The organism is Desulfurobacterium thermolithotrophum DSM 11699 (assembly GCF_000191045.1).
Classification (GTDB): domain Bacteria; phylum Aquificota; class Aquificia; order Desulfurobacteriales; family Desulfurobacteriaceae; genus Desulfurobacterium; species Desulfurobacterium thermolithotrophum.
In genome coordinates this window covers 972,425-997,021 of the sequence record NC_015185.1, presented here as the reverse complement: position 1 = coordinate 997,021, position 24,597 = coordinate 972,425, and the positions used below count along the sequence as shown (strand labels likewise).

The following is a 24,597-nucleotide window of genomic DNA, read 5'->3' as shown; positions in this document are numbered from 1 at the left end:
AAATAATGAGTAATGGACTTCCACAGAGAAGATTTGTAAGAAGAAGGAAATATTGTAAGTTTTGCGCTGAAAAAATAGAGAAGATTGACTATAAGAACGTTGAACTTCTTAAACCTTTTATTTCTGAAAGAGGAAGGATTATTCCAAGAAGAATTTCTGGTGTATGCTCAAAACATCAAAGACAGCTTGCAAGAGCAGTTAAAAGAGCAAGACATCTTGCATTACTCCCATTTGTGAAGATAGACTAATGAAAAGCTTTAAGTTACCAGCTTTTTATGTTTTGTTAATGATTATAGCGGGATTATTAATGGGCGTAGAGGCTCTTATGCCTCTTGCCCTTGGTTTTTCTTTATTCATTCCTGCTTTTTCCTATCTTGCTACGAAAGAAATAGGATTAGTAAGAACTCTTTTATTATCTGTTATATCAGTTGGTAGCATTGTTTTCTTCGGAAACTGGAAAGCAATTTTTGATATTTCTGCGTTTTCTTTAATAGGAATATTAGCTAAGCTACTAAAAGGAAAGTTTAAGTTAGAAAATCTTATTATTATCTTGTCTCTGATTTCTTTTGGGGTAACCGTTTTAGAGGATATTCTTATAGGACTTCCTGAAGAAGTTAAACAAATTCCCTGGTTTTCTCAAGTTAGATGGGGAATTTACTTTCTTTCGTCAATTGTTATATCTACAATTAGCGTAGGAATAATAAGCTTGATAGCAAAAGAAGACTTTGGTTTTAAAAAGCTTCAATTTGGATTTTGGGTTATACTGCTCTTTTTATTATCTGGTTTTTTAACAATTTTAAAGTGGTTTCCTGAGTTCCGTCCTATTGGAATAAACATATTTCTTGGAGTTTTAGGCTTTTTTGTTGTTCAAGGATTTGCCATCTTTTCTTATTATGTAGAAAGGTTTTCTTTCTGGATTAAATTTATCACTTTCTTTGTAATTGTATTTTTCCCAGCAATAGCTTTGATAGCTTCAATTGTTGCAGGAATTTTTGATTATTGGTTTGATTTCAGAAAACTAAAGGGAGGTGAAGAAAATGGAAGTAATTCTACTTAGAGATATGGAAAATCTTGGAAAGGTTGGAGATGTTGTAAGAGTAAAGGATGGTTATGCAAGAAACTATCTCATTCCTGAAGGAATTGCTCTTCCTGCGTCAAAGTCTAATATTGCAAAAGTGAGAAATGAGCTTAAAGCTCTCCAAAGAAAAGCTCAAAGACAGCTTGAAAGATATAAGGAATTAGCTGAACAATTATCTTCTACAAGAGTTGTTATAGAGCATGAAGCTGGAGAGGAAGGAAAACTTTTTGGTTCTGTAACAACTTCCCAAATAGAAAAAGCTCTTCATAAAGCTGGTTTTGAAGATGTTGAAAAAAGACAAATTATTCTTGAAAAACCGATTAGAGAAACAGGTTCTTACGAAGTAAAGATTCATCTATTTAAGGACATTGAAGCTACTATAACTGTTGATGTAGTTCCTCTCAATAAGTAACCTTTGCCCCGTTTGGGGCAAACCTTATTTAGGAGGTTTGCCATGGAGTTTGTAGGAAGACATATAATGATGGATGCTACTGTAAGGGATATAAGGAAAATAAATGCTATTCAACCTATTTATGATTATATGGAAGAAATGGCAAGACAACTTGATATGACCTTAGTTTATCCTCCAATTGTTGCTAGATTTCCATTTGCACAATCTGAGCTTGAACAGTTTGTTAAAAAACTCTCTGAAGAAAATGTAAAAAGTAGAACTTTAGAGTTCATGGAAGAAACTTTAAAAAGAAGAGCAACTGAAGATAGCGGAGTTTCTGGAGTTTCAATTTGGCTTGAAAGCCACTGTACAATTCATACTTGGCCTGAAGAAAAATTTTTCAGCCTTGATGCTTACAGCTGTAAAGACTTTGATCCAATGGTTGCTTTTGAACTTACAATTAAGTGGTTTGACGTTGAATATGCATCTTTTGTTGATGTTGAAAGATACATTGGAGGACCTTGCGTAATAAAAGCTTACGAGTATAAAAATGGAAAACTAAAACCTTGTGAACCTTCAATCCCTACTAAATAACTCAAGAGCTCTTTTATAGACTTCATTCTTAGGGAGACCTGTCCTTTGACAGGCCTCCTTAACGGTAGTCTTAAGAGAATTTCCTTCTTCTTTTAACTGAAGTAAGATTTCATCTAAGCTTTTTTCATTTTCATTTTCTTTCTCTTCTTTTGAAGGATAGAATAGAAGAACGAATTCTCCTTTTAATTTATCTTCTAAAGTAAGTTCGTTAAGTAGTTTTCCTGGATTTCCTTCCAAAAATTCTTCATTTAGTTTAGTAATTTCTCTATAGATACCAATCTTTTTCTCTGGAATCATTTCTTTTAAAATTTTAAGAGTTTTTTCAAGACGATGAGGAGACTCGTAAGCTACAACGGTATAAGGTAGCTTTGAAATTTCTTTTATCGTTTTCTTAAGCTGTAATTCTTTTTTAGGCAAAAATCCAACAAAAAGAAACCTATCTGTTGGAAAGCCTGAAGCAGAAAGAGCTGCAATTACGGCAGATGCTCCAGGTATTGGAATAACATCGATTTTCTTTTCTCTTGCAAGACTCACAATTCTATAACCTGGATCGCTAATACAGGGAGTACCAGCATCAGAAACAAGTGCAATGTCTTTTCCTGATAAGAGTTCTTTAATCAACTTCTTTGAAACTTTTCTTTCGTTGTGTTCATGGTACGGAACAAGTTTCTTTACAGGAATTTTGTAATAGTTAAGAAGTTTAATAGTTCTCCTTGTATCTTCACAGGCAATCAAATCAACTTCTTTTAAAACTTTCAGAGCTCTAAAAGTTATATCTTCAAGATTTCCAATAGGAGTTGCAACGATGTATAGTTTTCCTATCCTCTCTGAGCTATGCATTCGATCTCTACCTCTGCACCTAAAGGTAAGTTAGAAACTTCTACTACTGATCTTGCAGGTTTAACGGGACAGTCTTTTAAGAACTCTTTATAAATTTTATTAAACTCTTTAAATTTAGTTATATCCTTTAAAAAAACCGTAACTTTTAAAATGCTGCACTTACTTGCTCCTACTCTATTTAAAATAGCTTCAAGATTTTTTAATGCTTGTAAGACTTGTTTTTCAAAAGTTTCTTCAAGTTTTCCCGTTTTTGGATTTATTCCTATCTGCCCAGCTGTGAAAATTAAATTTCCTGATAAAATTCCCTGAGAGTAAGGTCCTACAGGTTTTGGCGCTCCGCTTGTATTTATTATTTTCATAGTTATATAACCTCCTAATGTATTAAATACTTTTAAAACAAATTTAACAAAAAGAGTTGAAAATCTTAATTTGTAATCGTATATTATACGTTAACTAAAGTAAAATCATAATTCTGATAGTCTAATATGGTAATCATTCAGAAGTTTGATTTCTGAATAGAAATCATTTATAATTAATAAAATCACTAATTGGATGTAGGAGGAATTATGGCAAAAGAAGAATTAATGCTTAGTGATGAAAGAATAGAAGAAGGTGCAGAATGTTTAAAAGCTCTTGCATCACCGGTAAGATTAAAGATTCTCTTTACACTAAAAGAAAAACCTATGTGTGTAACAGACTTAGAACAAGAGTTAGGAATTTCTCAGTCTTCATTATCTCAGCATTTAAGGACTCTTAGGTATAAAAGAATAGTTGCAAAAATGAGAAAAGGAAACAAGGTATATTATACTATATCCTCTGAAGCCTTTAGGGAACTTCTTAACATACTGCCTCAAATAGCTTGTTTTAGAGGTCAGTAAATGTTTAAAAATTTCTTCAGAAAGAAATTGATTAAGGAGCAAAAAACACAGTCTCCTGTTCCAACAGGTCTTTGGATTAAGTGTGATAGCTGTAAATCTCTTCTTTTTAAAGGAGAACTCGAAAGTAATCTTATGGTATGTCCTAAGTGTGGTTATCACTTTCCTGTTCCTGCAAAGGATAGACTTTATATGTTGTTTGATAAAAGTACTTACGAAGAATTGGATACTGACCTTGAGCCCAAAGATATTTTAGAGTTTGTAGATAGGAAATCCTATAGTCAAAGATTAAAAGAAGCTCAGGAAAAAACTGGATTAAAAGATGCTGTGATAAATGCTAAAGGAAAGTTAGATGGTAAAGATGTTTTGATAAGTTGTTTTGATTTTCGTTTTATGGGTGGTAGTATGGGCTCGGTGGTCGGCGAGAAGATAACGAGAAATATAGAAAGGGCTGCAGAAGAAAAGGTTCCCTTTATCTGCATTTCGGCTTCTGGTGGTGCTAGAATGCAGGAAGGAATTGTATCTTTGATGCAAATGGCAAAAACATCTGCGGCCCTTACGCGCCTTGAGGAAAGGGGGGTTCCTTATATCTCCGTCCTTACTCATCCAACAATGGGCGGAGTATCAGCGAGCTTTGCTTTCCTTGGGGACGTGATTATTGCTGAGCCTAAGGCTCTTATTGGTTTCGCCGGTCCCCGAGTCATAGAACAAACTATTAGACAAAAGCTTCCTAAGGGTTTTCAGCGTTCAGAGTTTCTTTTAGAGCACGGGCTTATTGATATGGTTGTTGAAAGAAAAGAGCTTAGGAATACTCTTTCAAAGCTAGTGGATCTATTGGGATGATGAAGGAAGGAGGATTTAAATGGTAGACAATACAGATAAAGCCCAAAGACTTGCAAGAACAATAGTTGCAGATTTTTTTCTCTATAATCAAGATAAAATAGATTCTGGCCTTAAAAAGGATAATTTATTTGAAATATTAAAGGGAGAAATTGAAGATTCTGTAAATTTCTTTAAGGAAAGTGTAAAGGGTAGGAACTTAACAGTTTTCTGGGACGTACTTTTTAACAGATTAATGCAAAGAGAAGCAAAGCTGTTAGAAGGATAATGATAAAAAGAAGTTTAAAGCTACTTAAAGGTAAGGTAAAAAATAAAGAGTTAGTTAAATGCTATGGTCTTCCTGGAGGATCAAAGGGTTTTATCTTAAAGGAAATCAAAGAGTTAATATCTTCCTTTCTATTTTTAGTTCCTTCGGAAGTAGTAGCAGAGTCAATAATCGAGGACTTAAAAAGATTTGGCCTTCGAGTTATTTATCTTCCAGCTTGGGATGTACCACCTCTTGATATTTCATCTCCTTTATCTCTTTATCAATACCGTAGACTAAAGTCTCTTTACCAACTTCTTTCAGAGCCCTTTAACGTGCTTCTTTTAACCCCTCACTCTCTATTTCAAAAAGTGATTTTACCTGAAAACTTAATCGAATATGTTATTGAGATAGAAAAAGGGAAGGAAATAGATTATTCGTTAATTCCTAAAAAGCTTACAACTTTGGGTTATAAAAGAGTAGATAGTGAACCTGAGGAAGGAGAATTTTCGATAAAGGGAGATACTCTTGAGTTAGTTAGTCCTGAGGGTGAAAGATTAGTTGCTGAGTTTTTTGGAGATACTGTTGAAGAGCTCTATTTAAACAAAGAAATAATAGAAAAGTTCGTAATCATTCCAACTTTAGAGCTTTTGCAGGATAGAGAAAAACTAAAAAAGTTAGAAGAAATATATCCAGGAGTTGTTGAGCGTCATTTCCTTTTAGGAGAAATCAGCGGTGCGGAAAAACTATTACCCGATGTTTTTGAACTTGTTCCAGTAACAGAATATATAGGAGGAACTCTTCCTGCTATCGTTTTTGAACCAGATCAAGTAAGGACAACAGGAGAGACATTTATAAAGACTGTTGAAGAAAATTTTGAGCTTTTAAAAAAGGAGGGTATTCCTTCCTCAAAACCGGAAAAGTTTGTTTGGAAAATAGATATAAAACCTATAGTGTCTATATATGATAAACCTGTTAAAGATGGAATAGACTTTGGGATTAAACCTCTTCCTTCTGTAAACGACGAAAACATTAAAGAACTTTTTAAATCCTTAGAAGGTTTTAAAGTTAAGCTTTTTTATACTTCAGAAACTTTAAAAATAGAAGCAGAAAAGCTTTCTAAAAAATTTGGACTAGACATTCAAATTGAAAAGGGAGTTTCATCTGGAAGTTTCAAAATAGACGAGAGAAAAGAAGCTTGGTTAACTGAATCTGAAGTAGTTTTTGAAACGGCTAAGAAAGAAGATATAACAACCTTAGAACCAGGAACTTTAGTGGTTCATAGAGATTATGGAATTGGAATATTTCAAGGGATAATCAGCAGAGTAATAGGAAATAAGACTTTTGATTTTATAGAGATTGAATATGCAGGTGGAGAAAGACTCTATGCTCCTTTTACCCAGATAGATAGGATTTATAAGTATTCAGGATACAAAGGTAAATCTCCAAAACTTGATAAGCTTGGGGGAACTTCCTGGAAAAATCTTGAAAGAAAGATAAAAGCATCTCTTATAAACTTTGCTAAAGAACTAGCAGAACTTTACAAAGAAAGAAAGAGCGCAAAAGGAGAAAAGATTTTAGGAGATGAGAATCTTCTAAGAGAATTTGAAAGGCGTTTTCCATACAAACCTACTCCTGACCAGTTAAAAGCAATCAGAGAAGTTTATAAAGATATGGAATCAGAAAAACCTATGGATAGACTTATTTGTGGAGATGTTGGTTTTGGAAAAACAGAAGTAGCAATGAGAGCTGCTATGAAAGCAGTAACAGATGGTAGACAGGTTGCAGTCATAGTACCAACTACTATACTTGCAGATCAGCACTACAGGACATTTAAGAAAAGATTTAAAGGTTTTCCTGTGAAAATAGAAGCAATTTCCCGATTTAAAACAAAAAAAGAGCAAAAGGAGATACTTGAAAAACTAAAAAATGGAGAAATTGACATAATTATTGGAACTCATAGACTTACTCAGGATGATGTGGAATTTAAAAATCTTGGTCTTTTAATAATAGATGAAGAACACAGGTTTGGTGTAAAAACAAAAGAAAAGCTTACAAAGATAAAGAAAAACCTCGATGTTCTTTATCTTTCTGCTACTCCAATTCCAAGAACTCTTTATTCTGCTTTATCAGGTTTTAGGGATATCTCCGTGATAGAAACTCCTCCTGTAGGAAGAAGAGGAACAAAAGTTGTTGTTTCGAAATACTCAGACAGAATTCTCAAGACTGCAGTAGAAAGAGAGCTAAAAAGAAACGGTCAGGTATTTATAGTTCAAAACGATATAGACGAACTAGAACCTTTAAAAATAAAAGTAGAAGAAATGTTTCCAAATATTCCTGTTGATATTGTTCATGGACAGATGAAAACTGAAAAAATAGAAAAAGTAATGCACAAATTTTTTGAAGGAGATATAAAAATTCTAATTGCTACCTCTATTATTGAATCTGGTCTTGATATTCCTTCAGCTAACACTCTTATTGTAATTGGTGCTGAAAGATTTGGACTTTCCCAACTTTACCAGCTAAGAGGAAGGGTAGGAAGAGGTATTGAAAAGGGTTACTGCTATCTTCTTACATCTTCAAAAGGAAAACTTACACCAGAAGCAGTTAAAAGACTTGAAGCAATGAAGAAAGTTTCACCTGTAGGTGGTGGATTTCAACTTGCTATGAAAGATTTAGAAATTAGAGGTGCAGGAACTTTACTTGGTCCTAAGCAAAGTGGATTTGTTAACACGATAGGTTTAGACTTATACTTGAAACTATTTGAAGAAGTAACAACTGAAAAAGAAGAAGAAGACGTTAAGATAACTGTTCCATTTGAAGCATTTATTCCTGAAGACTATATAGAGGATACGAAGGAAAGATTAAGAATTTATGGAGAGCTCTCTAAAAGCGAAAACCCTGAAGAAATCCTAAGTGAAATAGAAAAAGTTCATGGAGCCATTCCCGATCCTCTCGTAAATATATTCAAAATTATGAAGATAAAAAAATTAGCAAAAGAGATAGGCATAAAGGAAATTACAATGACTCCTTCTGGAAGGCTAGTTATAGTTTTTGGTGAATCCCCTAATATTCTTCCTGAAAAACTTGTAGAATTTGTAAAATCTAAAGATGCAACTTTCACTCCAGATAAAAAACTTTACATGGAAGCTGAAAATTTAGACAAGATAATAGAAATTCTTGAAGAGATGATGAAAGGATGAAAAGATTATTTATAGCTATTTCTGCTTTAGTAGTATTATTAACTTCGTTCTCAACAACTACTTTTGGTGAAACAAAAACTCAAATTTCTCAAATAGACAAAAGAACAAAAAGGAATTTCTTTAGAGCTGCAAAAGAGGGAGACGTAGAAAAAGTGAAAAAACTTCTCAAAAAAGGAGTTCCCATTAACATTACAGATAAGTTTAAGTGGACTCCTCTATTTTATGCTATTGATTTTAACAATATAAAATTGGTAAAGCTTTTCATTGAAAAAGGTGCAAATATAAACGCAAAAGATTACTTTGGAGTTACTCCTTTACACTTAGCTACAATGAGAAATAACTTTAAAATTGCAAAACTTCTCATCAATCACGGTGCAAATATAAATGCCAAGGATAACTATGGCTATACTCCACTTCACTTTGCTGCCATCTATAATAGTTATTCTGTGGCAAAGCTTCTTATAAAAGAGGGAGCAAACGTTAACGAAAGAGATTTTTATGGAAATACGCCCCTTCACTACTGTGCAAGAACAAGGAAGGCAAGTTTAGTTGCAAAACTTCTTCTTAAAAGTGGTGCAGATGTGAAGATAAAAAACGACAAAGGTAAAACACCACTTGATGTTGCTAAGGAAATGAGGAACTATAAATTTTCAAAGCTCATTGCTAAATACGCTAAGAAAAGAAAAACTAAACAGAAAAGTTGATATCTAAAGCTGTAATCTTTAAAAATCCTAATTCTATACAAGGCTTATTATCTCCGTGAAAGTCCGAACCTCCGGTAAAATAAAGATCTAAGTCTTTACACATTTTCTTCAAAGTAACAACATCTGCAGGAATGTGTTTGTAGTGAAACACTTCTAGACCCGATATCTTTTCCTTCTTGGCATTTTTAAGAAAAGAATAAATTTCCTGATAAGAAATTTTCAAGGTAACAGGATGAGCAATGATAGCTATACCACCAGCTTCATCTATTAGTCGTGTAATTTCTCTGTAATCAAGTTTTTCCCTTTTAACTCTTAGAGAAGATAGAAAATCAATTGCTTCATCTCTTTCTTTGAAATAACCTCTATCTATCAAAACCTTGACTATATTTGGTTTTCCAAAATTTAGTCCATAAAGAGAAACCATTTCTTCATAACTTATGTTGTATCCTCTATCTTCAAGCTTTGATAAAAGTTCTTCATTTCTTTTTATTCTTGAGCTCTGAAAGAATTCAGTTAATTCTTTTATTGCCTTAGATTCAACATCAACATAATAACCAAGAATATGAAACTCTCTTTTACCTTTACCAAGGAATGTTGTATCTGCTGTAACTTCAATACCAGGAATTACCTTTATTCCTAACTTTTTTCCCTCTTCCACAGCTTCGCTTACACCAGAAACTGTATCGTGATCTGTAACAGAAAGTATGGAAATTCCTATATTTTTCGCTTTTTCCACTAATTTCTTAGGACTTAAAGATCCGTCAGAAGCAGTAGAATGACAGTGAAGGTCTATTTTCTGCATAAGAAAGCTACCCATTCTCCTTCTCCTGACTCTTCTAAGATTTTAAGTCCGCTTCTTTTTTTAAGAACTTCTTTAAAACTATCTCTCTGTTTTTTCAAAACTCCGGATAAAACGACAGCTTTTTTGGCTCTTTTCGCAATCTCTGGAATTAGAGGTTCTAAAAGGTGCTTTTCTATATTTGATACAACGATATCAAACTCATCTTTAACATCGCCAATACTTCCATGTATTACTTCTATGCCGAATACCTCATTTAAATTGCTATTAAGCTTTACTTCCTCAACTACTTCTCTTTGAATATCACAACCAACAACTTTTTTGGCTCCAAGTTTTTTAGCTAAGATGGAGAGAATACCACTTCCACATCCAACGTCTAAAAAAGAATCATTTGGCTTTAAGATTTTTTCTATGAATCTCATTGTAAGCTTTGTCGTTTCATGAGTTCCTGTTCCAAAGGTCTGCCCTGGATAAATGTAAATTGGAATTGCTCCTTTAGGAACTTTAAAATCGTTTTTCATCCACGAGGGAATTACCCAAATTTTTTCTGAGACCATTACAGGTTTAAAGTACTTTTTCCACTCTTCATTCCAGTTTTTCTCTTTTAATAAGCTTTCTGAAACTAAATACTTGGAGAGCTCTTTGGCCAACTTTATATCGCCGTTAAAATAAGCTCTAAATCTAACTCTTTCTTCTTCTGAAACAACTTCTATTCCAAGAGTTCCAAGAGAAAATAGTTTTTCCTCTAAAATTTCAAAATCTTCTTTAGATATCTCAAACTCGTAAACTTTATACTCCTTCATGATAAATCCTCTTTACTCGTGGACTGATATCACACATAATCTCATAGGGAATCGTTCCAGCTTTTTCTGCAATCTCCTCAAAAGTTAATTTTTCTCCACTTATTATGGCCGTATCTCCTTTTCTAACTTTTAAACCCTCAATAGAAACAATAGTCATATCCATGCAAATTCTTCCTCTTATAGGGCATCTTCTGCCATTTATAAGAACTTCTCCTTTATTAGAAAGGCTTCTTAGCAAACCATCAGCATATCCAAAACTTATTACAGCAACTTTTTCTTGCTTAGAAGTCTTATAAGTTTTAGAGTAAGAAATGGGAAATTCAGAAGGAAGCTCCTTAATGCTTATAACCTTTGCCTTAACTTCCATAACCTGTTTAAGATTGAGGGGGTAATCTGGATAAGGTTTAGAACCGTAAAGAGCAATACCAACACGGCAGTGAGTCAAAATTGAATCAAATTTTATAGGAATTGCAGCACTGTTATCGATATGGATTTTTATTTCAGGTTTTAATTGCTTAAGCTCAGAAGCAAAAGAGTAAAATTTTTTAAATTGTTCTTTTGTAAAGTCCAAGTCTTCATCTGCAGAAGAAAAATGGCTCATAATACCTTCTACTTTAGAGTATTTAAGTTCTGAAAGAAGTTCATTCCATTCATTTTCTAAAAAACCAAGTCTTCCCATTCCCGTATCTATTTTTACGTGAAAGGGAATATCGAGTTCTTTAACAAGTTTTAGACCTTCAAAATCAAAAATAACCGGAGTAAGTCTATAATCAACAGCTTCTTTATACCCTTCTTCAAGGTGAGAAGCCATAACAAGGATTTCTCTTCTTATTCTTGCTTCTCTTAATTCTTTTCCTTCTTCAAAAGTTGCAACTGCAAAGCCAGAAACATCTGTTTTATCCTCTAAAAACTTTGAAATTCTGACGCTTCCATGTCCATAAGCATTTGCCTTTACCACTGCAAAGATTTTCTTTCTTCCGGAAATCTTTTTAATTTCTCTGTAGTTATGGAAAAGCCTATTAAGATGAATTTCAGCCCACCTAAGCATTTCCTTCCTTCACTGTGCTGCGTGAGAAATTTCGCTTATTCTACCACCCTCTGCTATCATTTACCAGCAAACTGTGAACGAAGGAGGATACCGTGAGACCTGTAAGAGCCATTGTTTCAGTTTCTGATAAGACAGGAGTTGTGGAATTTGCGAAAGAACTTTCAAACCTTGGTGTTGAAATTATCTCAACCGGTGGAACTGCAAGACTTTTAAAAGAAGCTGGAATACCTGTAAAGGAAATTTCAGACTTAACAGGTTTTCCAGAAATAATGGAAGGAAGAGTTAAAACACTTCATCCAAAAGTCCACGGTGGAATCTTAGCAAAAAGAGACAGTAAAGAGCACTTAAAAGCTATGAAAGAGTTAGGGATTGAAAGAATTGATATGGTGGTAGTAAACTTGTATCCATTCAAGGAAACAGTCGCAAAAGGCGCGAGATTAGAGAAAATAATTGAAAACATAGATATTGGCGGTCCAACAATGGTTAGGGCTGCTGCTAAAAACTATAAATACGTTGCAATCGTTACAGACCCAAAAGACTATCCAGAGATAATAAAGGAGCTCAAAGAGACTGGAGAGATTTCTCTCAAAACCCGTTTCAACCTCGCAAGGAAGGCTTTTAACCTGACTGCTCACTACGATGCACTGATTTCGGATTTTCTCTACTCAATTGATGAAAACGGAGATGAGATCCAGTGCAGAGAGTTGAGAAATCCTCTAACAATTACCTTTGAAAAGGTTCAGGATCTGAGATACGGTGAAAATCCACACCAGAGAGGAGCTTTTTACAGAGAGGTTTTTGTTAAAGAACCTTGTGTAACAAGAGCTGAGAAGCTCCATGGAGAGAAGGAGCTTTCCTTTAACAACATTTACGACCTTGACGGTGCTTTGAACCTTGTCCTTGAGTTTGATCCGCAAGCAGATGGTATAGCCTGTGCAATTATTAAACACGCTAATCCATGCGGAATGGCACTTGGAAAAAGCGTAGAGGAAGCTTATGAAAAAGCTTTAAAGGTTGATCCTGTTTCTGCTTTCGGTGGAATTATTGCCTTTAACGCAAAAGTTACTTCAGAGGTTGCAAAACTTATAACAGAGAGATTTTACGAGTGCGTAATAGCTCCTGATTACGACGAAGGAGCTCTTGAAATTCTAAAAACAAAGAAAAACTTAAGAGTTCTTACTACTAAAGGACTTGAAGGCTTAGAAAGAAAAGGAATTGATTCTCCATTTGAATATAGAAGAGTGGTTGGAGGTCTTTTAGTACAAGATAGAAACTTAATAACAGTTGATCCCGAGAAGATAAAAGTTGTTACAGATAGAGAACCAACAGAGAAGGAGTGGAAAGATTTACTCTTTGCTTTCAAAGTTGTAAAGTGGGTTAAGTCAAACTCTGTAGTTTACGCAAAAGATGGTGTTGCAGTAGGAATCGGCGTTGGTCAAACTTCAAGAGTAGATTCAGCTCGCTGTGCAGCTGAAAAAGCAAAACTTATGGGATTAGATTTATCCGGTTCTGTTTTAGCCTCAGAAGCTTTCTTCCCATTTAGAGATAGTGTTGATGAAGCTGCAAAGGTTGGAGTAACTGCAGTAATCCAACCAGGTGGCTCAATAAGAGATAAAGAAGTAATAGAAGCTGCTAACGAACACGGAATGGCAATGGTATTCACGGGAATAAGACATTTTAGACATTAAAATTAAGGGGGCAAAAGCCCCTTCTTTCTATTTAACTATTCAACCATTTAGTATTTTTCTATTCAACTACTTTAAGACAACTTCTTTCCAGTAATTTCTAATTTCTGTTTTTACGTTTTCTGGAAGTGGAACGTATCCAAGCTTAATAGCTGTGTTATCTCCATTTGTAAATGTCCAATCAAAGAAATCAATTACAAGTTTGTTTTTTTCTTTCTTCTCTTTTGGAAGGAGAATTACACTTGCAGCCGTAAGTGGCCAGCTGTCTTTTCCAGGTTGAAGTAAGAGATTACCTTCGAGATAAAAGTGGCTTTTCATATTCCAGTTGGCATGTGAAGCAGCAGCTTTGAATGCTTCTTCTGTTGGCTTAACAAAGTTTCCTTCTTTTGTCTGGAGCTGAGCGGCAGATAGTTTGTTCTGAAGCTTGTAGGCATACTCAACGTAACCAATAGCACCCGGGGTTTGTTTAACGTAGTTTGTCACACCAGCGTTACCTTTAGCCCCAATTCCTGTAGGCCAGTTTACGACCTTTCCATACCCAACCTTATCCTTCCACTCTGGACAGATGTTGCTTAGCCAGTAGGAAAAGTTCCAAGTTGTTCCTGAACCTTCAGATCTGTGAACCACAGTAACTCTTTGGTGAGGCAGTTTGACGTTCGGGTTGTCCTTCTTAATCTCTTCATTGTCCCAGTACTTGATTTTACCCATGAAGAGATCACAAACTGCTCTGTTTGAGAGTTTGAGTTCTGTATCTCCAACACCAGGTAGGTTATATACAACTACGATAGAACCGATAATTGCTGGAAACTGGTAGAGTTTTCTTTTGTCAAGCTCCTGGGGTGAAAGCATCTTGTCTGAACCGCCAAAATCAACAGTTCTTTCTGTTACCTGTTTGATACCACCACCAGAACCAATTCCTTGATAATTTACTTTCACTCCTGTAGCTTTTTCGTAGTCCTTTGCCCAGTTTACGTAAACAGGATAAGGGAATGTTGCTCCAGCTCCGTTAATAACTGCTTTTGATTGTTCTCTACTCTCAACAGTAGTTTCTTTAGTATTAGAGTCACTTTTTTCTTTACTTCCACCAAAGCAACCAGCAAAAAGAACAGTCAGTGGTAGAGTAAGAGCCACTATAGCCTTCCTTTTCACCATTAAATTTCCCTCCTTTGGAATTTGAATAATTTTAATAAAAAAATCCCCCACGAGGGGGACAGTTCTGGAGATGTATTGATTCAAACCATGCAATTCAGAAATTTACTCTTCAAAAACAACTTCTTTCCAGTATTTCCTGATTTCTTTCTTAACACTTTCTGGAAGTGGAACATAACCAAGTTCCGAAGCGATTCTATCTCCGTTCTCAAAAGCCCAGTTGAAAAAGTCCACCACTCTCTTATTGTTTTCCATCTTCTCTTTTGGAAGAAGAATCATAGTAGCAACTGTTAAAGGCCAACTATTTTCGCCAGCAGCAAGAAGTATGTTTCCCCTGTTGTAAAAATGGGATTCCCAATACATACTTGCATGGGAGGCAGCAGCCTTAAAGGTTTTTTCTGTAGGTTTTATAAAGTTCCCAGCAGTGGTTTGAAGCTGAGCTGCTTTAAGATGGTTTTGAAGCTTGTAGGCGTACTCTACATAACCGATAGCTCCTGGAATTCTGCGAACGTAAGCAGACACTCCTGCATTTCCCTTTGCTCCCATTCCTGTAGGCCAGTTAACAACCTTCCCATATCCAATTTTTTCTTTCCAATCTGAACAAATGTGGCTCAACCAATAGGTAAAGTTCCAAGTTGTCCCTGAACCTTCAGACCTATGAACTACTGTAATTCTCATATGAGGAAGCTTAATAGTTGGATTGTCTTTTCTTATCAAGGGATTATCCCAATATTTAATTTTGCCCATAAAAATCTCGCTAACTGCCTTATTTGAAAGCTTCAATTCACCATCACCTACTCCAGGGAGGTTGTAAACCACAACGATAGAACCTATCACTGCAGGAAACTGGTAAAGTTTTCTTTTTTCAAGTTCTACGGGGGAAAGCATCTTGTCTGAACCGCCAAAATCTACTACTCTTGCAGTTATCTGTCTGATTCCTCCTCCAGAACCAATTCCTTGATAGTTAACCCTGATTCCTGTTGCTTTTTTATACTCTTTTGCCCACTTCACGTAAACAGGATAAGGAAATGTGGCTCCAGCTCCGTTAATCGTATTAGAACCAGCATTTACCTGCTGTGATCCTATAAGCACACTGGAAACCAATCCCGCTGCGATAAACATTAGTTTTCTTCTGGTTGTCTTAAACATTTTGAACCTCCTTCTCATTTTGTTTAAGCTTTAATTTGAATGGATTTCCTGGTGAAAATCTTATTGAAGCCACTCTGCATATGACTAATAAAAGAGTTGCTATAGAAAACGAGATAAGATTTTTAACTTCGTGCTGATAAAGACTTATTGTCAGCTCTCTAAGAATAAAAATAATGGTAAAATCAATAACTGTTGTTATTCTTATTCTTCTAATATTAATAAAATCTGTAATTCCTTTAACGAGCTCCACAAGAATGAAGATTGAAAAAACTCCTCCTATAACATTTTCAAAGATTTCGTCTATATGGGGATAACTACGATACGTTTTTATAAAAAGGTCTATAATTGAAAGGATTAATGCTGTAGCAAGGAAAAACTTTAAAGCTGTTAAGGTGATTCTAACAGCAATACCAAGAAAATCAATCTGAGCAATGTTGCCTATTCTACTTACCATCTATCAATCCTCAACTTTTTTAAAAAAGGAGGGGCTGGGGAGACCCCAACGAGCTATGAGAAAAGCACTTTTTACCACTTAACTTGAGCAACTGCCATAAGAGTATTTGAGTCACTTCCAGCATTGTCTTCAGCTAAGACTCTATCATGAGCTAAAGTAAGTTTGACATGTTTGTTAAGCTTATAAAATGCACCATAAACAAAATGTTTTCTAACAGAATTGTCAGCATCTGTATTAGTATCCCAATGGTCATACCTTGCAAAGATGCCAAGTGGGTATCCTGTAAATGGCTTAAGTTTAAGGTCTCCGTTTACTGAATATCCCTTTTGGGTTACATCATTACTATTGTAGTAATCATCCTTATCCCAAATATACTGAGCGGCAACTAAGAAATATGGGTTGTTGTAAACGGCATGAATCTGGTAGATGTGCCTATCCATATCTTTATCTTTATGATCAAAGGAGTGAACCGTATGTCCTGAAAGTGTAAACCCTTCAAAGAGATTTAAAGAAAGTCTTCCTTCTAAGGATTTTCCAAAGTGGTCGCTGTCTTCAGCTCCGTGGTAACCTTCACCGTTAAAGATACCGAATTCCCAGGAAGCTATACCGTATTTACCTTTAAAGTTTGCTCCAAGATCTGCAGAGTTTATAAGTCCTGCGCCGCTGTGGTTTTCTATGAGAGTTTCCTCCACATCCCTGTGGAGCCAGCCGTGGTGCTCTTCCCAGTCAATCCAAGGTCTGTGAGCTAAGCCAAGTTCAACACCTGTGTATGGGAGAACGTCTGCAAAGTAAACGTAAGCATATTTGAGTCTTGCTACATAGGAACCGTCCATATTACCACCAGAGTCTTTTTCTTGCTTAACATCTAAGGTTGTTCTAAAGTAATCCTTGTCGTTGAAGTATCCGCGAACTTCAAAGTAATTTCTTGTGATCTTGAAAGCGTTATTGTGGTTTCCGTTTTTAAGATCAACATCGTAATGGATGTAAGCTTTTCCTTCAATCTTGATTTTCTTGTCTTTTGAAACGAGAGGAGTTCCTTTTGCTGCTGGAACTTCGATTTTTACGGGCTTTCTACCTTCTCCTGGAGTAAGGTAGAGTCTTCCTTCCTCATCTACATAAAGTTGCTTTACTGGTACCCCCCCGATTAAAACAGTAGCATCTTTTGCCATGGATGAAGTTCCCATTCCCATCATTAAAAGAGCAGAAGCCAAAGCCAACGTTTTCTTCATCTTTTCCTCCCTTTTAAAGTTGAATAACTGGTCTAAGTGAAGTTTAAATCGGGAATTGTTAAGAAAGTGTTAAGAGAGAGGAATTTTTATGGAAAATGTTGTTCCTTTTTCTTCTTCAGATTGGAAGTCTATCTTCCAGTTGTGGTAATTGATGATTTCTTTTACGATGGAAAGGCCAATACCTTGTCCGTTACTTTCAGGAGACTTTACATATTTTTCGAAAATATGTTTTTTCAATTCTTCTTTTATTCCTTTACCTGTATCTTTTATCAAGATAACTACTTCTTTGTTGTTTCTTTTTAAGGTTATTTCTATTTTCCCCTTCTTAGTAAACTTTATTGCATTGTCTACTAAGTTTCTAATCATTTGTTCTACCAGTATCTTTTCACAGGGAACAACTATATCTTGAAGATCTATCTCAACTTTTAATCCCTTTTTTTCTGCTTTTTCTACTAAATCTTTTAAGGAATTTATTATCAAATCCTTTAAGTTGTACTCTCTAAAACTCTTTTCTATAGCTATAAGCTTATTTAATCCTGTTAAAATTTCTAACATCTGGGAAGCTTTTTTTAAAATTTCTTCAATAATTTCTTTTTCTGAATTGTCTGAATAATAAAGTAGATATTCTGCATTTCCCTTTATTACAGTTATCGGAGTACGAAGCTCATGTGAAAGCGTGGAAACTATATCCTTTTTTATTTTCTCTAACTTTTTCTCGCAGCTTATATCTTTTACTTGTACAAGAAAGATGTTTTCTTCAAGTTTTAATATTTTTACTCTGTAAAATCTTTCTTTTTCTTCTATTTCAAAATGTGATTTACCTAATTTAAGAGCTTCATTAAAGGCACTAATTGTTTCAGCAAATGGATATAAATCCCAAAGTTTTTTATAAGTTCCGAGTAAAAATCCTTTATTGTCTATAAAGAATATTCCATCTGCCGTCGATTGAAGTTTTAAAAGAAGTTCTTTACTCAAACTTATACCCAACACCCCAAACAGTCTTAATTCTATTTCCAAACTTTCCTAACTTATCTCTTAAGTGTTTTATATGAACGTCAATTGTTCTTTTGGAAACGTCTCTACTTTCCCAAACTTTGAGAAGCAGTGTCTCTTTCGAAACGGGAGTACCTTTATTTTCAAAGAGAATTTTAAGGACCTCTATTTCTTTCTTTGTTAGTTCTATTTTCTTGCCTTCTATTTCCACAAAATTACCATTAAAGACTATTTCCTTACTTTGAGTTCCTGATATAGTTTCTTTTCTTCTTAATAAAGCTCGAATTCTTGCAAGGAGCTCCTTTACTCCAAAGGGTTTAGTAACGTAATCATCAGCTCCACTATCAAGGCCTATAACTTTATCGTCTTCTTCAGAAAGAGCTGTAAGCATCAAGATAGGTACCTTAACCTTTCTTTCTCTTAAGAATCTACAAGTTTCAACTCCATTCATTCCAGGAAGCATTACATCAAGGATGATTAAGTCGTATTCTTTTCCATACTCGAATAATTCGTTAATAAGAGCTTCTCCTGTAGAGTAAACTTTTACGTAAAATCCTTCTTTTGAAAGAATTCTTTTTAGTAAGTTTCCTATTGAGATATCATCCTCAACAACTGCTATTCTAAACATGTTAAACAAATCCCTCTATACTACCTCTTCAACTATTAACTTACAGCTTTCATCTTCCTTAATAGCCCAAACGGCATAGCTTCCCTTAGGTAAATATTCCATAAATTTTTCATCTGTTATTCCATTCGCTTTTCCTCCTAAAGCCTTTATAACACCAGCAACGACTCCAACAAATACTGCTAGTTTGATACCATCTGCATCGTGGGGACACTTTTTAGCAACCATCTCGAGTCTTTTCTCAGAAACCCTATTTGGTACGAAAAGACCAATGGTTTCATCTCTAGTTATTTCTCTGGCAGCACTATGAACTATATAGTGAAGTTCAAGAACTTTTAAAAGATCTCCATCAGGAATTTCTGCAATGCCTTCTACAGCCTCTAGAAGACCAGGAACTGCAGCAGCTGTAGCATCTGCTAATGCATCGGATACAATTCTAAATCCAGCACTTCCAAAGTATTCTTCTGCTAACGTAGGAAGTCTTTCAAAGGCAAGTTTTCTAAAGTAAACTTGGTATGCGCGCAAGATTGCTTTAACTCTTTTATTAGCTTGAAGTTCCTCCATAGCCAAATATCCTCAGTTTAGTTTTTTATGAAATACTATCAAATCTTTTGCAATTTGATATTACTTTAAAATTGTTAAGAATTTGTTAAAAATTCTTAAAGCAATTTCAAAAGCTGATATAAAATACATTTGTATTCTTACTTTAAGGAGAAAGTAGTGTTATCTGAAGAATTCATAGCTGCTGTTGAAAAAGCCTTTACTATGAAAGGTTTCGATCTTACAGTGGAATTTACAGATATTGAAATGTGGGATGAAGCAATTTTTCATATTCAAAGTTTGTTATCTGTTAAGTCTATTTCTTATGTTTCTTTCCATCATACGTTTAAAATTGAATATTTACTGGAAAATGGTAACCTAATATCTATATCTTACAAACCAAGCTCTGGAGATTTCTATGAGTAAAGTTCTTGAAACAGCTTTGGAAGCTTCTAAAAAGGCAGCAGACATTTTAATGCAGTACTTTACAAAACTTAAAGACTCTCAAATAGAACTAAAGTCTAAAAACGATTATGTTACAGAAGCTGATAAAAAATCAGAGATGATAATTATTGAAACCATAAAGAAATCGTTTCCTCAACATTCTATAGTGGCAGAAGAAAGTGGTCTTTACTCAGGTGATGACTGGAAGTGGTACATTGATCCTCTTGATGGAACAAAAAACTTTATACACGGTCTTCCTGTTTTTTGTATTTCCATTGGAGTTGAGTATAAAGGAGAACTTGTAGCAGCTGTTATAAATGCACCCGCTCTTGGAGAAATATTTACGGCTGAAAAAGGAAGCGGTGCTTATTGTAATGGCAAGAAGTTACAAGTTAGTAAAAGGAATTTTGAAGAAGCTTTAATTGCTACAGGTTTTCCCTTTAGGGGAAAAGATTTTCTTGATAGATATCTTCTTTGCTTTAAAGAGGTTTTTTGGAAAGTTTCAGGTATTAGAAGATGTGGTTCTGCAGCAATTGATTTAGCTTATACTGCTAAAGGAGTATTTGATGGTTTTTGGGAAATGTCTCTTCATCTGTGGGATATAGCGGCTGGTGTTCTTCTTATTGAGGAAGCTGGAGGGAAGGTAAGTGACTTTAACGGCAATAAAGAATATATTAAAAGTGGAAACATTATAGGAGCGTCCCAAAATACTTACAGTAAACTTTTTGAGATAGTTAATAGACATTTGGGAGATGGTTGAAAGGAGGTTAAAAATGGCAATTGATGAGAAAAAATGCGAAGGTTGTGCTCATAAAAGCACATGTCAAACAGCTCAAGACCCAATGGATGTTAAATTAACGTGTAATCTTTCAAAAATAAAACGCAAAATTGGAGTTTTGAGTGGTAAAGGTGGTGTTGGAAAAACAACAGTTGCAACAAATCTTGCTGCAGAACTAGCAAAAAGAGGATTTAAAGTAGGGCTTTTGGATGCTGATCTTCATGGTCCAAATGTTGCAAAAATGCTTGGAGCTGAAGGACAAAGGCTTTTTGCTGATTCAGAGAGTAAAACAATTAAGCCGTTTATTTTTCCTTCCTTACCAAATCTTAAAGTCGTTTCAATGGCTTTTCTTCTTGAAAATCCTGATCAACCCGTTATTTGGAGAGGACCTTTAAAACATCAAGCAATAAAGCAATTTCTTGCAGAAATTGACTGGGGAGAACTAGATTTTCTCATAGTTGATTTACCTCCAGGAACGGGAGATGAAGCTTTAAGTGTTGCTCAGCTTGTAAAACCAATGGATGGATTTGTAATTGTTACGACTCCACAGGAAGTTTCACTTCTTGATACAAGAAAATCAATAAGTTTTGCAAAAATGATGAATGTTCCTGTTATTGGAATTGTGGAAAATATGAGCGGGCTTATTTGTCCTCACTGCGGTAAAGAGATAGAGATATTCAAAAAAGGTGGTGGTGAAAATGCTGCAAAAGAGCTTGGTGTTCCATTTTTAGGTAGAATACCAATAGAACCTGCAGTTGTGGAAGCTGGAGATAAGGGAACTCCTATTGTGATATCTCATCCCGAAAGTAAATCTACTCAAAGTTTTAAAAAGATTACAGACGAAATTTTAGAAAAGCTTGGAAAATAATGATGAGTAGGAAATTACTGGCAGGAGCTCTTTTGCTCCTGTCTTTATTCTTCATAACAATTGGTATTTTAAGTGGCGAATATAGAATTATCTGGAATAATGGCAAAATTCTCTGTCTTAGTTGTATAGGAATCAAGTAATGCTGAAAGTTTCTCTTTTCAAGAATAGGAGAATTTATCAGTTTCTTACTGGAATTTTGGTAAATTTTCAGCTGTTAAATTTTTTTACAGGTCGTCTTTATACTGGGAAGTTAAAGTCAATTCCATTTCCTGTTTTAAATTGTTATGCCTGTCCGGCTTCTGTTTATTCTTGTCCAATAGGAACACTTGCTCACTTTATGATAATAACAAAGATTCCTTTGATTACCATTGGAATAATAACCGCAGTTTCAACTACGTTTGGTAGATGGATATGTGGGTGGATTTGTCCATTTGGTTTAGTTCAAGATTTGCTCTATAAAATACCCTCTATGAAGTTTAATCTTCCTAAGCATTTTGTTTATTTAAAGTATTTAATGCTTGTTTTAGGAGTAATACTGTTACCACTTATTTGGAAGGAACCTTATTTTTGTATGATTTGTCCAACTGGAACCTTAGAAGCTGGAATCTATTGGATAGCTGTCAGTTCTATGATACTCAATATGGCAGGTTCTTTCTTTCTTTTTAAACTTGCTCTTGGTTCAATGTTTCTTTATGGTTCGATCTTCATAAAAAGACCTTTTTGCAGATATATTTGTCCACTTGGAGCTCTATTTTCTATTTTCAACAAATTTAGTATAGTTGACTTCAAGGTAGACAAAGAAAAATGTATAGAGTGTAACTTGTGCAGAAAATCTTGTCCTGTTGATTATCCTATCTATAAAGATCCAAATTCTCCAACATGTCTAAGATGTCTTAACTGTGTAAAAGTTTGCAAAATTATAGATCTAAATTATCCTTCTTTTCTTTTTAAAGGTAAAGAAAGTATTTGTCTTAAAAAATAATTTTTTCTTCCTTTGAAATGAAGGAGGTTACAGTGAAAGATTATCCAATTTGGCATCCATGTACACAAATGAAAGATCATGAAAAATATCCTCTTATAAAGATTGTTAGAGGCAAAGGGATATACCTTTATGATGATAAAGGAAGAAAATATATTGATGCTATTTCTTCTTGGTGGGTAAATCTATTTGGTCATTCTAATGAAAGATTAAATAATGCTTTAAAAAGACAGGTTGAAAAGCTTGAACATGTCATATTTGCAAACTTTGTTCATGAACCTGCCTTGGAGCTCACAGAGAAACTACTAAAAGTTGTTCCAAAACCTCTTTCAAAGGTTTTCTTTGCTGATAATGGTTCAAGCGCTATAGAAGTAGCAATGAAAATGAGTTTTGGTTATTTCAAAAATAAAGGAGAGATAAGAAACAAATTTGTTTATTTAGATAGTGGATATCATGGAGAAACACTTGGAGCTCTATCAGTATGTGGAGAAAAATTATACAGTGAAATGTACAAAGAAATAATGATTAACAACATCAGAGTAAAGGGTCCTGATTGTTTTAGATGTCCTTATGGAAAAAATAGAAATACCTGTGATGCACAGTGTTTTGATTTTATGGAAGAAGCTTTACTAAAACATAAAAATGAAGTCTGTGCCGTTTTAATTGAACCAATTGTGCAGTGCGCAGGAGGTTTTAAGATATACTCACCAAAATATTTACAGAAATTAAGAAAACTAACAAAAGAACTTGGAATCCATCTCATTGCTGATGAAATTGCCGTTGGTTTTGGAAGAACGGGCAAGATGTTTGCCTGTGAACATGCAGGTATTACTCCCGACTTTATGACTTTGTCAAAAGGACTTACAGGTGGTTATTTACCGTTGTCAGTAGTTTTAACAACTGATGAAATATACGATGCTTTTTATGATGATTATACATCTCTTAAAGCTTTCTTGCATTCACATAGTTATACAGGAAACCCTCTTGCTTGTGCTGTAGCAGTAGAGGTTCTTAATATTTTCGAAGAAGAAAATATTTTGGAAAAGAATAAGGAAAAATATGAGTACCTGCAGAAAAGAGTCAAGGAAAGATTCTTGAATTATAAGTTCTGTGGAGAAGTAAGGTATAAGGGATTTATCGTAGCAGTGGAACTTGTGAAAAATAGGGAAAATAAAGAACCCTTTGATTGGAAAAAGCGGATAGGATTTCAAATTTACAGAAAGGCTCTTGAAAAGGGAGCTCTCCTTAGAAATTTAGGCGATATTATTTACTTTATGCCTCCATACGTTATTGAATTCGATGAGATTGATAAACTTGTAGACATTGCATACAGTGCTACAAGAGAAATACTTGATAAATAATTAATTTCTATTAAGTATTCCCCTTAAAACTACTTCAAGAACGAGGTTTTTAACCTCGTTTGGTTCCATATCTATAAAGCCTTTTAAGCGAAAATAATCAATGTTTGCAAGGGCACCTGAAATAAGAAGAAATACTCCTTCAGGATTTAAGTTTGATTTAAAAATTTCTTTTTCTATTCCTTTTTCAATGATTTTTGAAAGTTTTTTAACATAATTCCTATACCACTCAGATAAGTTGAATCTTTCTGCATCTATGACAAATGAACTTCCGAGCTCCATCATAAATATCTCAAAGAAATCCTGTTCTTTAGAAAAGAAGTTAACAACGGTATTAACATATGCTTTTATAGCTTCTAGCGGTTCTTTTCCTTCAATGGCTCTTTCTACTTCTTTTTCCATTTCTAAAAGTTTTTTCTTTATAACTTCTCCGTAGAGCTCTTCTTTACTCTTATAAAATCTATATATAGTTCCTACAGAAACGTCAGCCAATTCAGCAATTTTTGAGATTTTTGCCTCATAAAAACCTTTCTCAGAAAATACCTTTTCAGCAGCTTCAAGAATTTTCTCTTTCAACTATTTCCTCCTTTAATTGTATTGATTATTATAAGCTTTTAAACCATGATAGAATTGATTAAGAGCTAAAATTTTAGTTTGATGGGAGGCTAAATGACAGTAAGTGAAATTTCCCTCGTAGTCATTGCCATTTGTATGGTTTTCATATCGTTATCAGTAGTGGGGATTGCAATGGCAATGTATAGGCTGCTTAAAAAGTTTGAAGAAAGTGTCGACACTGTAAATAATCAGTTAAGACCTGCAGTGATAGAACTAAAAAAGACAGTTTTAAATCTTACTCAAGCTTTCCAAATGGTAAACGATACAGTTTCTTTTATAAGAAAGTTTAGAAAAAAAGAGAAAAAATGACCT

Annotated in this window: 29 protein-coding genes; 16 read left to right on the top strand and 13 right to left on the bottom strand. The window is 34.4% G+C overall.

Features of this window, described 5'->3' with window-relative positions; genetic code table 11:
- Positions 1–5 precede the first annotated feature (5 nt).
- Genes rpsR through DESTER_RS05100 form a run of 4 tightly spaced genes read left to right on the top strand, consistent with a single transcriptional unit; the run spans position 6 to position 2,063 of the window.
- Positions 6–248, top strand: a complete 243-nt coding sequence (gene rpsR, locus DESTER_RS05115) for a 30S ribosomal protein S18 (protein WP_013638588.1) — start codon at positions 6–8, stop codon at positions 246–248.
- Complete coding sequence (locus DESTER_RS05110; RefSeq protein ID WP_013638587.1) at positions 248–1,057, top strand: hypothetical protein; 810 nt, start codon at positions 248–250, stop codon at positions 1,055–1,057. Before rpsR ends, DESTER_RS05110 begins: the two co-directional genes overlap by 1 nt.
- On the top strand, positions 1,038–1,490 hold the full coding sequence (rplI, locus tag DESTER_RS05105; protein ID WP_013638586.1) for a 50S ribosomal protein L9: 453 nt from the start codon (positions 1,038–1,040) through the stop codon (positions 1,488–1,490). The genes DESTER_RS05110 and rplI overlap by 20 nt, the downstream gene beginning before the upstream one ends.
- 42 nt (positions 1,491–1,532) lie before the next feature.
- Positions 1,533–2,063, top strand: coding sequence for an S-adenosylmethionine decarboxylase family protein (locus DESTER_RS05100; protein WP_013638585.1), 531 nt, complete (start codon positions 1,533–1,535; stop codon positions 2,061–2,063).
- Here DESTER_RS05100 and rsmI read toward each other — a convergent pair.
- Together rsmI and DESTER_RS05090 are read right to left on the bottom strand one after the other, a co-directional pair.
- Entirely contained in the window at positions 2,046–2,903 is an 858-nt protein-coding gene (gene rsmI, locus DESTER_RS05095; RefSeq protein WP_013638584.1) for a 16S rRNA (cytidine(1402)-2'-O)-methyltransferase, read from the bottom strand. The genes DESTER_RS05100 and rsmI overlap by 18 nt on opposite strands.
- Positions 2,882–3,262, bottom strand: a complete 381-nt coding sequence (locus tag DESTER_RS05090) for a RidA family protein (RefSeq protein ID WP_013638583.1) — start codon at positions 3,260–3,262, stop codon at positions 2,882–2,884. Before DESTER_RS05090 ends, rsmI begins: the two co-directional genes overlap by 22 nt.
- A 207-nt stretch (positions 3,263–3,469) precedes the next feature.
- Here DESTER_RS05090 and DESTER_RS05085 point away from each other — a divergent pair, with 207 nt between their 5' ends.
- From DESTER_RS05085 to DESTER_RS08065, 5 genes are read left to right on the top strand one after another with little or no spacing between them, the layout of a single operon-like run.
- Positions 3,470–3,781 (top strand): ArsR/SmtB family transcription factor, encoded by a 312-nt coding sequence (locus tag DESTER_RS05085; protein ID WP_013638582.1) that lies wholly within the window; start codon positions 3,470–3,472, stop codon positions 3,779–3,781.
- Positions 3,782–4,621: an acetyl-CoA carboxylase, carboxyltransferase subunit beta gene (accD, locus tag DESTER_RS05080; RefSeq protein WP_013638581.1), complete on the top strand. Its 840-nt coding sequence runs from the start codon at positions 3,782–3,784 to the stop codon at positions 4,619–4,621.
- Between the two features lie 19 nt (positions 4,622–4,640).
- On the top strand, positions 4,641–4,886 hold the full coding sequence (locus DESTER_RS05075; RefSeq protein ID WP_013638580.1) for a hypothetical protein: 246 nt from the start codon (positions 4,641–4,643) through the stop codon (positions 4,884–4,886).
- Positions 4,886–8,065 (top strand): transcription-repair coupling factor, encoded by a 3,180-nt coding sequence (mfd, locus tag DESTER_RS05070; protein WP_013638579.1) that lies wholly within the window; start codon positions 4,886–4,888, stop codon positions 8,063–8,065. The genes DESTER_RS05075 and mfd overlap by 1 nt, the downstream gene beginning before the upstream one ends.
- The gene (locus tag DESTER_RS08065) at positions 8,062–8,769 is read left to right on the top strand and encodes an ankyrin repeat domain-containing protein (protein ID WP_013638578.1); all 708 of its coding nucleotides are present in this window, start codon (positions 8,062–8,064) and stop codon (positions 8,767–8,769) included. The genes mfd and DESTER_RS08065 overlap by 4 nt, the downstream gene beginning before the upstream one ends.
- Here the strand turns inward: DESTER_RS08065 and DESTER_RS05060 are convergent.
- Genes DESTER_RS05060 through alr form a run of 3 tightly spaced genes read right to left on the bottom strand, consistent with a single transcriptional unit; the run spans position 8,753 to position 11,419 of the window.
- Positions 8,753–9,586 carry a PHP domain-containing protein gene (locus DESTER_RS05060; RefSeq protein WP_013638577.1) on the bottom strand — a complete coding sequence of 278 codons (834 nt, stop codon included), beginning with the start codon at positions 9,584–9,586 and terminating at the stop codon, positions 8,753–8,755. The two genes, DESTER_RS08065 and DESTER_RS05060, sit on opposite strands and share 17 nt — an antisense overlap.
- Complete coding sequence (locus DESTER_RS05055) at positions 9,559–10,371, bottom strand: 50S ribosomal protein L11 methyltransferase (RefSeq protein WP_013638576.1); 813 nt, start codon at positions 10,369–10,371, stop codon at positions 9,559–9,561. The genes DESTER_RS05060 and DESTER_RS05055 overlap by 28 nt, the downstream gene beginning before the upstream one ends.
- Entirely contained in the window at positions 10,358–11,419 is a 1,062-nt protein-coding gene (gene alr / locus DESTER_RS05050) for an alanine racemase (RefSeq protein ID WP_013638575.1), read from the bottom strand. Before alr ends, DESTER_RS05055 begins: the two co-directional genes overlap by 14 nt.
- Before the next feature lie 92 nt (positions 11,420–11,511).
- Between alr and purH the strand changes: the two genes are divergently transcribed.
- Positions 11,512–13,107, top strand: a complete 1,596-nt coding sequence (gene purH / locus DESTER_RS05045; protein WP_013638574.1) for a bifunctional phosphoribosylaminoimidazolecarboxamide formyltransferase/IMP cyclohydrolase — start codon at positions 11,512–11,514, stop codon at positions 13,105–13,107.
- A 66-nt stretch (positions 13,108–13,173) separates the two neighbouring features.
- Here purH and pstS (DESTER_RS05040) read toward each other — a convergent pair whose 3' ends face one another.
- The 7 genes from pstS (DESTER_RS05040) to DESTER_RS05010 form a co-directional block, all read right to left on the bottom strand.
- The gene (pstS, locus tag DESTER_RS05040) at positions 13,174–14,256 is read right to left on the bottom strand and encodes a phosphate ABC transporter substrate-binding protein PstS (RefSeq protein WP_013638573.1); all 1,083 of its coding nucleotides are present in this window, start codon (positions 14,254–14,256) and stop codon (positions 13,174–13,176) included.
- Positions 14,257–14,358: 102 nt separating this feature from the next.
- Positions 14,359–15,402, bottom strand: a complete 1,044-nt coding sequence (gene pstS, locus DESTER_RS05035) for a phosphate ABC transporter substrate-binding protein PstS (protein WP_013638572.1) — start codon at positions 15,400–15,402, stop codon at positions 14,359–14,361.
- The gene (locus DESTER_RS05030) at positions 15,395–15,856 is read right to left on the bottom strand and encodes a phosphate-starvation-inducible PsiE family protein (protein ID WP_013638571.1); all 462 of its coding nucleotides are present in this window, start codon (positions 15,854–15,856) and stop codon (positions 15,395–15,397) included. The genes pstS (DESTER_RS05035) and DESTER_RS05030 overlap by 8 nt, the downstream gene beginning before the upstream one ends.
- A gap of 71 nt (positions 15,857–15,927) precedes the next feature.
- Positions 15,928–17,085 (bottom strand): hypothetical protein, encoded by a 1,158-nt coding sequence (locus tag DESTER_RS05025; protein WP_013638570.1) that lies wholly within the window; start codon positions 17,083–17,085, stop codon positions 15,928–15,930.
- A 69-nt stretch (positions 17,086–17,154) separates the two neighbouring features.
- Entirely contained in the window at positions 17,155–18,060 is a 906-nt protein-coding gene (locus DESTER_RS05020) for a sensor histidine kinase (RefSeq protein ID WP_041737445.1), read from the bottom strand.
- Positions 18,053–18,706: a response regulator transcription factor gene (locus tag DESTER_RS05015; RefSeq protein WP_013638568.1), complete on the bottom strand. Its 654-nt coding sequence runs from the start codon at positions 18,704–18,706 to the stop codon at positions 18,053–18,055. Before DESTER_RS05015 ends, DESTER_RS05020 begins: the two co-directional genes overlap by 8 nt.
- Before the next feature lie 15 nt (positions 18,707–18,721).
- Complete coding sequence (locus DESTER_RS05010; protein ID WP_013638567.1) at positions 18,722–19,267, bottom strand: hypothetical protein; 546 nt, start codon at positions 19,265–19,267, stop codon at positions 18,722–18,724.
- 156 nt (positions 19,268–19,423) lie between these two features.
- Between DESTER_RS05010 and DESTER_RS05005 the strand changes: the two genes are divergently transcribed.
- The 5 genes from DESTER_RS05005 to bioA all read left to right on the top strand — a co-directional run bounded on the left by DESTER_RS05005 (position 19,424) and on the right by bioA (position 23,673).
- Complete coding sequence (locus DESTER_RS05005; RefSeq protein WP_013638566.1) at positions 19,424–19,669, top strand: hypothetical protein; 246 nt, start codon at positions 19,424–19,426, stop codon at positions 19,667–19,669.
- Entirely contained in the window at positions 19,662–20,447 is a 786-nt protein-coding gene (locus tag DESTER_RS05000; RefSeq protein ID WP_013638565.1) for an inositol monophosphatase family protein, read from the top strand. Before DESTER_RS05005 ends, DESTER_RS05000 begins: the two co-directional genes overlap by 8 nt.
- A gap of 13 nt (positions 20,448–20,460) precedes the next feature.
- The gene (locus DESTER_RS04995) at positions 20,461–21,333 is read left to right on the top strand and encodes an Mrp/NBP35 family ATP-binding protein (RefSeq protein WP_013638564.1); all 873 of its coding nucleotides are present in this window, start codon (positions 20,461–20,463) and stop codon (positions 21,331–21,333) included.
- A gap of 139 nt (positions 21,334–21,472) precedes the next feature.
- Positions 21,473–22,315: a 4Fe-4S binding protein gene (locus tag DESTER_RS04990; RefSeq protein WP_013638563.1), complete on the top strand. Its 843-nt coding sequence runs from the start codon at positions 21,473–21,475 to the stop codon at positions 22,313–22,315.
- Between the two features lie 17 nt (positions 22,316–22,332).
- Positions 22,333–23,673 carry an adenosylmethionine--8-amino-7-oxononanoate transaminase gene (gene bioA / locus DESTER_RS04985; RefSeq protein WP_041737441.1) on the top strand — a complete coding sequence of 447 codons (1,341 nt, stop codon included), beginning with the start codon at positions 22,333–22,335 and terminating at the stop codon, positions 23,671–23,673.
- Here bioA and DESTER_RS04980 read toward each other — a convergent pair whose 3' ends face one another.
- A complete protein-coding gene (locus tag DESTER_RS04980; protein WP_013638561.1) occupies positions 23,674–24,246 on the bottom strand; it encodes a TetR/AcrR family transcriptional regulator in 573 nt (190 codons plus the stop codon).
- A gap of 93 nt (positions 24,247–24,339) precedes the next feature.
- Here DESTER_RS04980 and DESTER_RS04975 point away from each other — a divergent pair, with 93 nt between their 5' ends.
- Positions 24,340–24,594, top strand: a complete 255-nt coding sequence (locus DESTER_RS04975; protein WP_013638560.1) for a hypothetical protein — start codon at positions 24,340–24,342, stop codon at positions 24,592–24,594.
- Positions 24,595–24,597: the final 3 nt, after the last annotated feature.

What these genes read in the sequence shown, in the direction of transcription:
- rplI (WP_013638586.1), top strand. Translation starts at nt 1,038, where the DNA reads ATGGAAGTAATTCTACTTAGAGATATGGAAAATCTTGGAAAGGTTGGA.
- rsmI (WP_013638584.1), bottom strand. Translation starts at nt 2,903, where the DNA reads ATGCATAGCTCAGAGAGGATAGGAAAACTATACATCGTTGCAACTCCT.
- DESTER_RS04995 (WP_013638564.1), top strand. Translation starts at nt 20,461, where the DNA reads ATGGCAATTGATGAGAAAAAATGCGAAGGTTGTGCTCATAAAAGCACA.
- DESTER_RS05090 (WP_013638583.1), bottom strand. Translation starts at nt 3,262, where the DNA reads ATGAAAATAATAAATACAAGCGGAGCGCCAAAACCTGTAGGACCTTAC.
- DESTER_RS05015 (WP_013638568.1), bottom strand. Translation starts at nt 18,706, where the DNA reads ATGTTTAGAATAGCAGTTGTTGAGGATGATATCTCAATAGGAAACTTA.
- DESTER_RS05110 (WP_013638587.1), top strand. Translation starts at nt 248, where the DNA reads ATGAAAAGCTTTAAGTTACCAGCTTTTTATGTTTTGTTAATGATTATA.
- rpsR (WP_013638588.1), top strand. Translation starts at nt 6, where the DNA reads ATGAGTAATGGACTTCCACAGAGAAGATTTGTAAGAAGAAGGAAATAT.
- DESTER_RS05075 (WP_013638580.1), top strand. Translation starts at nt 4,641, where the DNA reads ATGGTAGACAATACAGATAAAGCCCAAAGACTTGCAAGAACAATAGTT.
- DESTER_RS05010 (WP_013638567.1), bottom strand. Translation starts at nt 19,267, where the DNA reads ATGGAGGAACTTCAAGCTAATAAAAGAGTTAAAGCAATCTTGCGCGCA.
- DESTER_RS08065 (WP_013638578.1), top strand. Translation starts at nt 8,062, where the DNA reads ATGAAAAGATTATTTATAGCTATTTCTGCTTTAGTAGTATTATTAACT.
- DESTER_RS05030 (WP_013638571.1), bottom strand. Translation starts at nt 15,856, where the DNA reads ATGGTAAGTAGAATAGGCAACATTGCTCAGATTGATTTTCTTGGTATT.
- pstS (WP_013638573.1), bottom strand. Translation starts at nt 14,256, where the DNA reads ATGGTGAAAAGGAAGGCTATAGTGGCTCTTACTCTACCACTGACTGTT.
- DESTER_RS04990 (WP_013638563.1), top strand. Translation starts at nt 21,473, where the DNA reads ATGCTGAAAGTTTCTCTTTTCAAGAATAGGAGAATTTATCAGTTTCTT.
- DESTER_RS05055 (WP_013638576.1), bottom strand. Translation starts at nt 10,371, where the DNA reads ATGAAGGAGTATAAAGTTTACGAGTTTGAGATATCTAAAGAAGATTTT.
- alr (WP_013638575.1), bottom strand. Translation starts at nt 11,419, where the DNA reads ATGCTTAGGTGGGCTGAAATTCATCTTAATAGGCTTTTCCATAACTAC.
- DESTER_RS05000 (WP_013638565.1), top strand. Translation starts at nt 19,662, where the DNA reads ATGAGTAAAGTTCTTGAAACAGCTTTGGAAGCTTCTAAAAAGGCAGCA.
- pstS (WP_013638572.1), bottom strand. Translation starts at nt 15,402, where the DNA reads ATGTTTAAGACAACCAGAAGAAAACTAATGTTTATCGCAGCGGGATTG.
- DESTER_RS05060 (WP_013638577.1), bottom strand. Translation starts at nt 9,586, where the DNA reads ATGGGTAGCTTTCTTATGCAGAAAATAGACCTTCACTGTCATTCTACT.
- accD (WP_013638581.1), top strand. Translation starts at nt 3,782, where the DNA reads ATGTTTAAAAATTTCTTCAGAAAGAAATTGATTAAGGAGCAAAAAACA.
- DESTER_RS04975 (WP_013638560.1), top strand. Translation starts at nt 24,340, where the DNA reads ATGACAGTAAGTGAAATTTCCCTCGTAGTCATTGCCATTTGTATGGTT.
- DESTER_RS05085 (WP_013638582.1), top strand. Translation starts at nt 3,470, where the DNA reads ATGGCAAAAGAAGAATTAATGCTTAGTGATGAAAGAATAGAAGAAGGT.
- bioA (WP_041737441.1), top strand. Translation starts at nt 22,333, where the DNA reads ATGAAGGAGGTTACAGTGAAAGATTATCCAATTTGGCATCCATGTACA.
- mfd (WP_013638579.1), top strand. Translation starts at nt 4,886, where the DNA reads ATGATAAAAAGAAGTTTAAAGCTACTTAAAGGTAAGGTAAAAAATAAA.
- DESTER_RS05025 (WP_013638570.1), bottom strand. Translation starts at nt 17,085, where the DNA reads ATGAAGAAAACGTTGGCTTTGGCTTCTGCTCTTTTAATGATGGGAATG.
- DESTER_RS05100 (WP_013638585.1), top strand. Translation starts at nt 1,533, where the DNA reads ATGGAGTTTGTAGGAAGACATATAATGATGGATGCTACTGTAAGGGAT.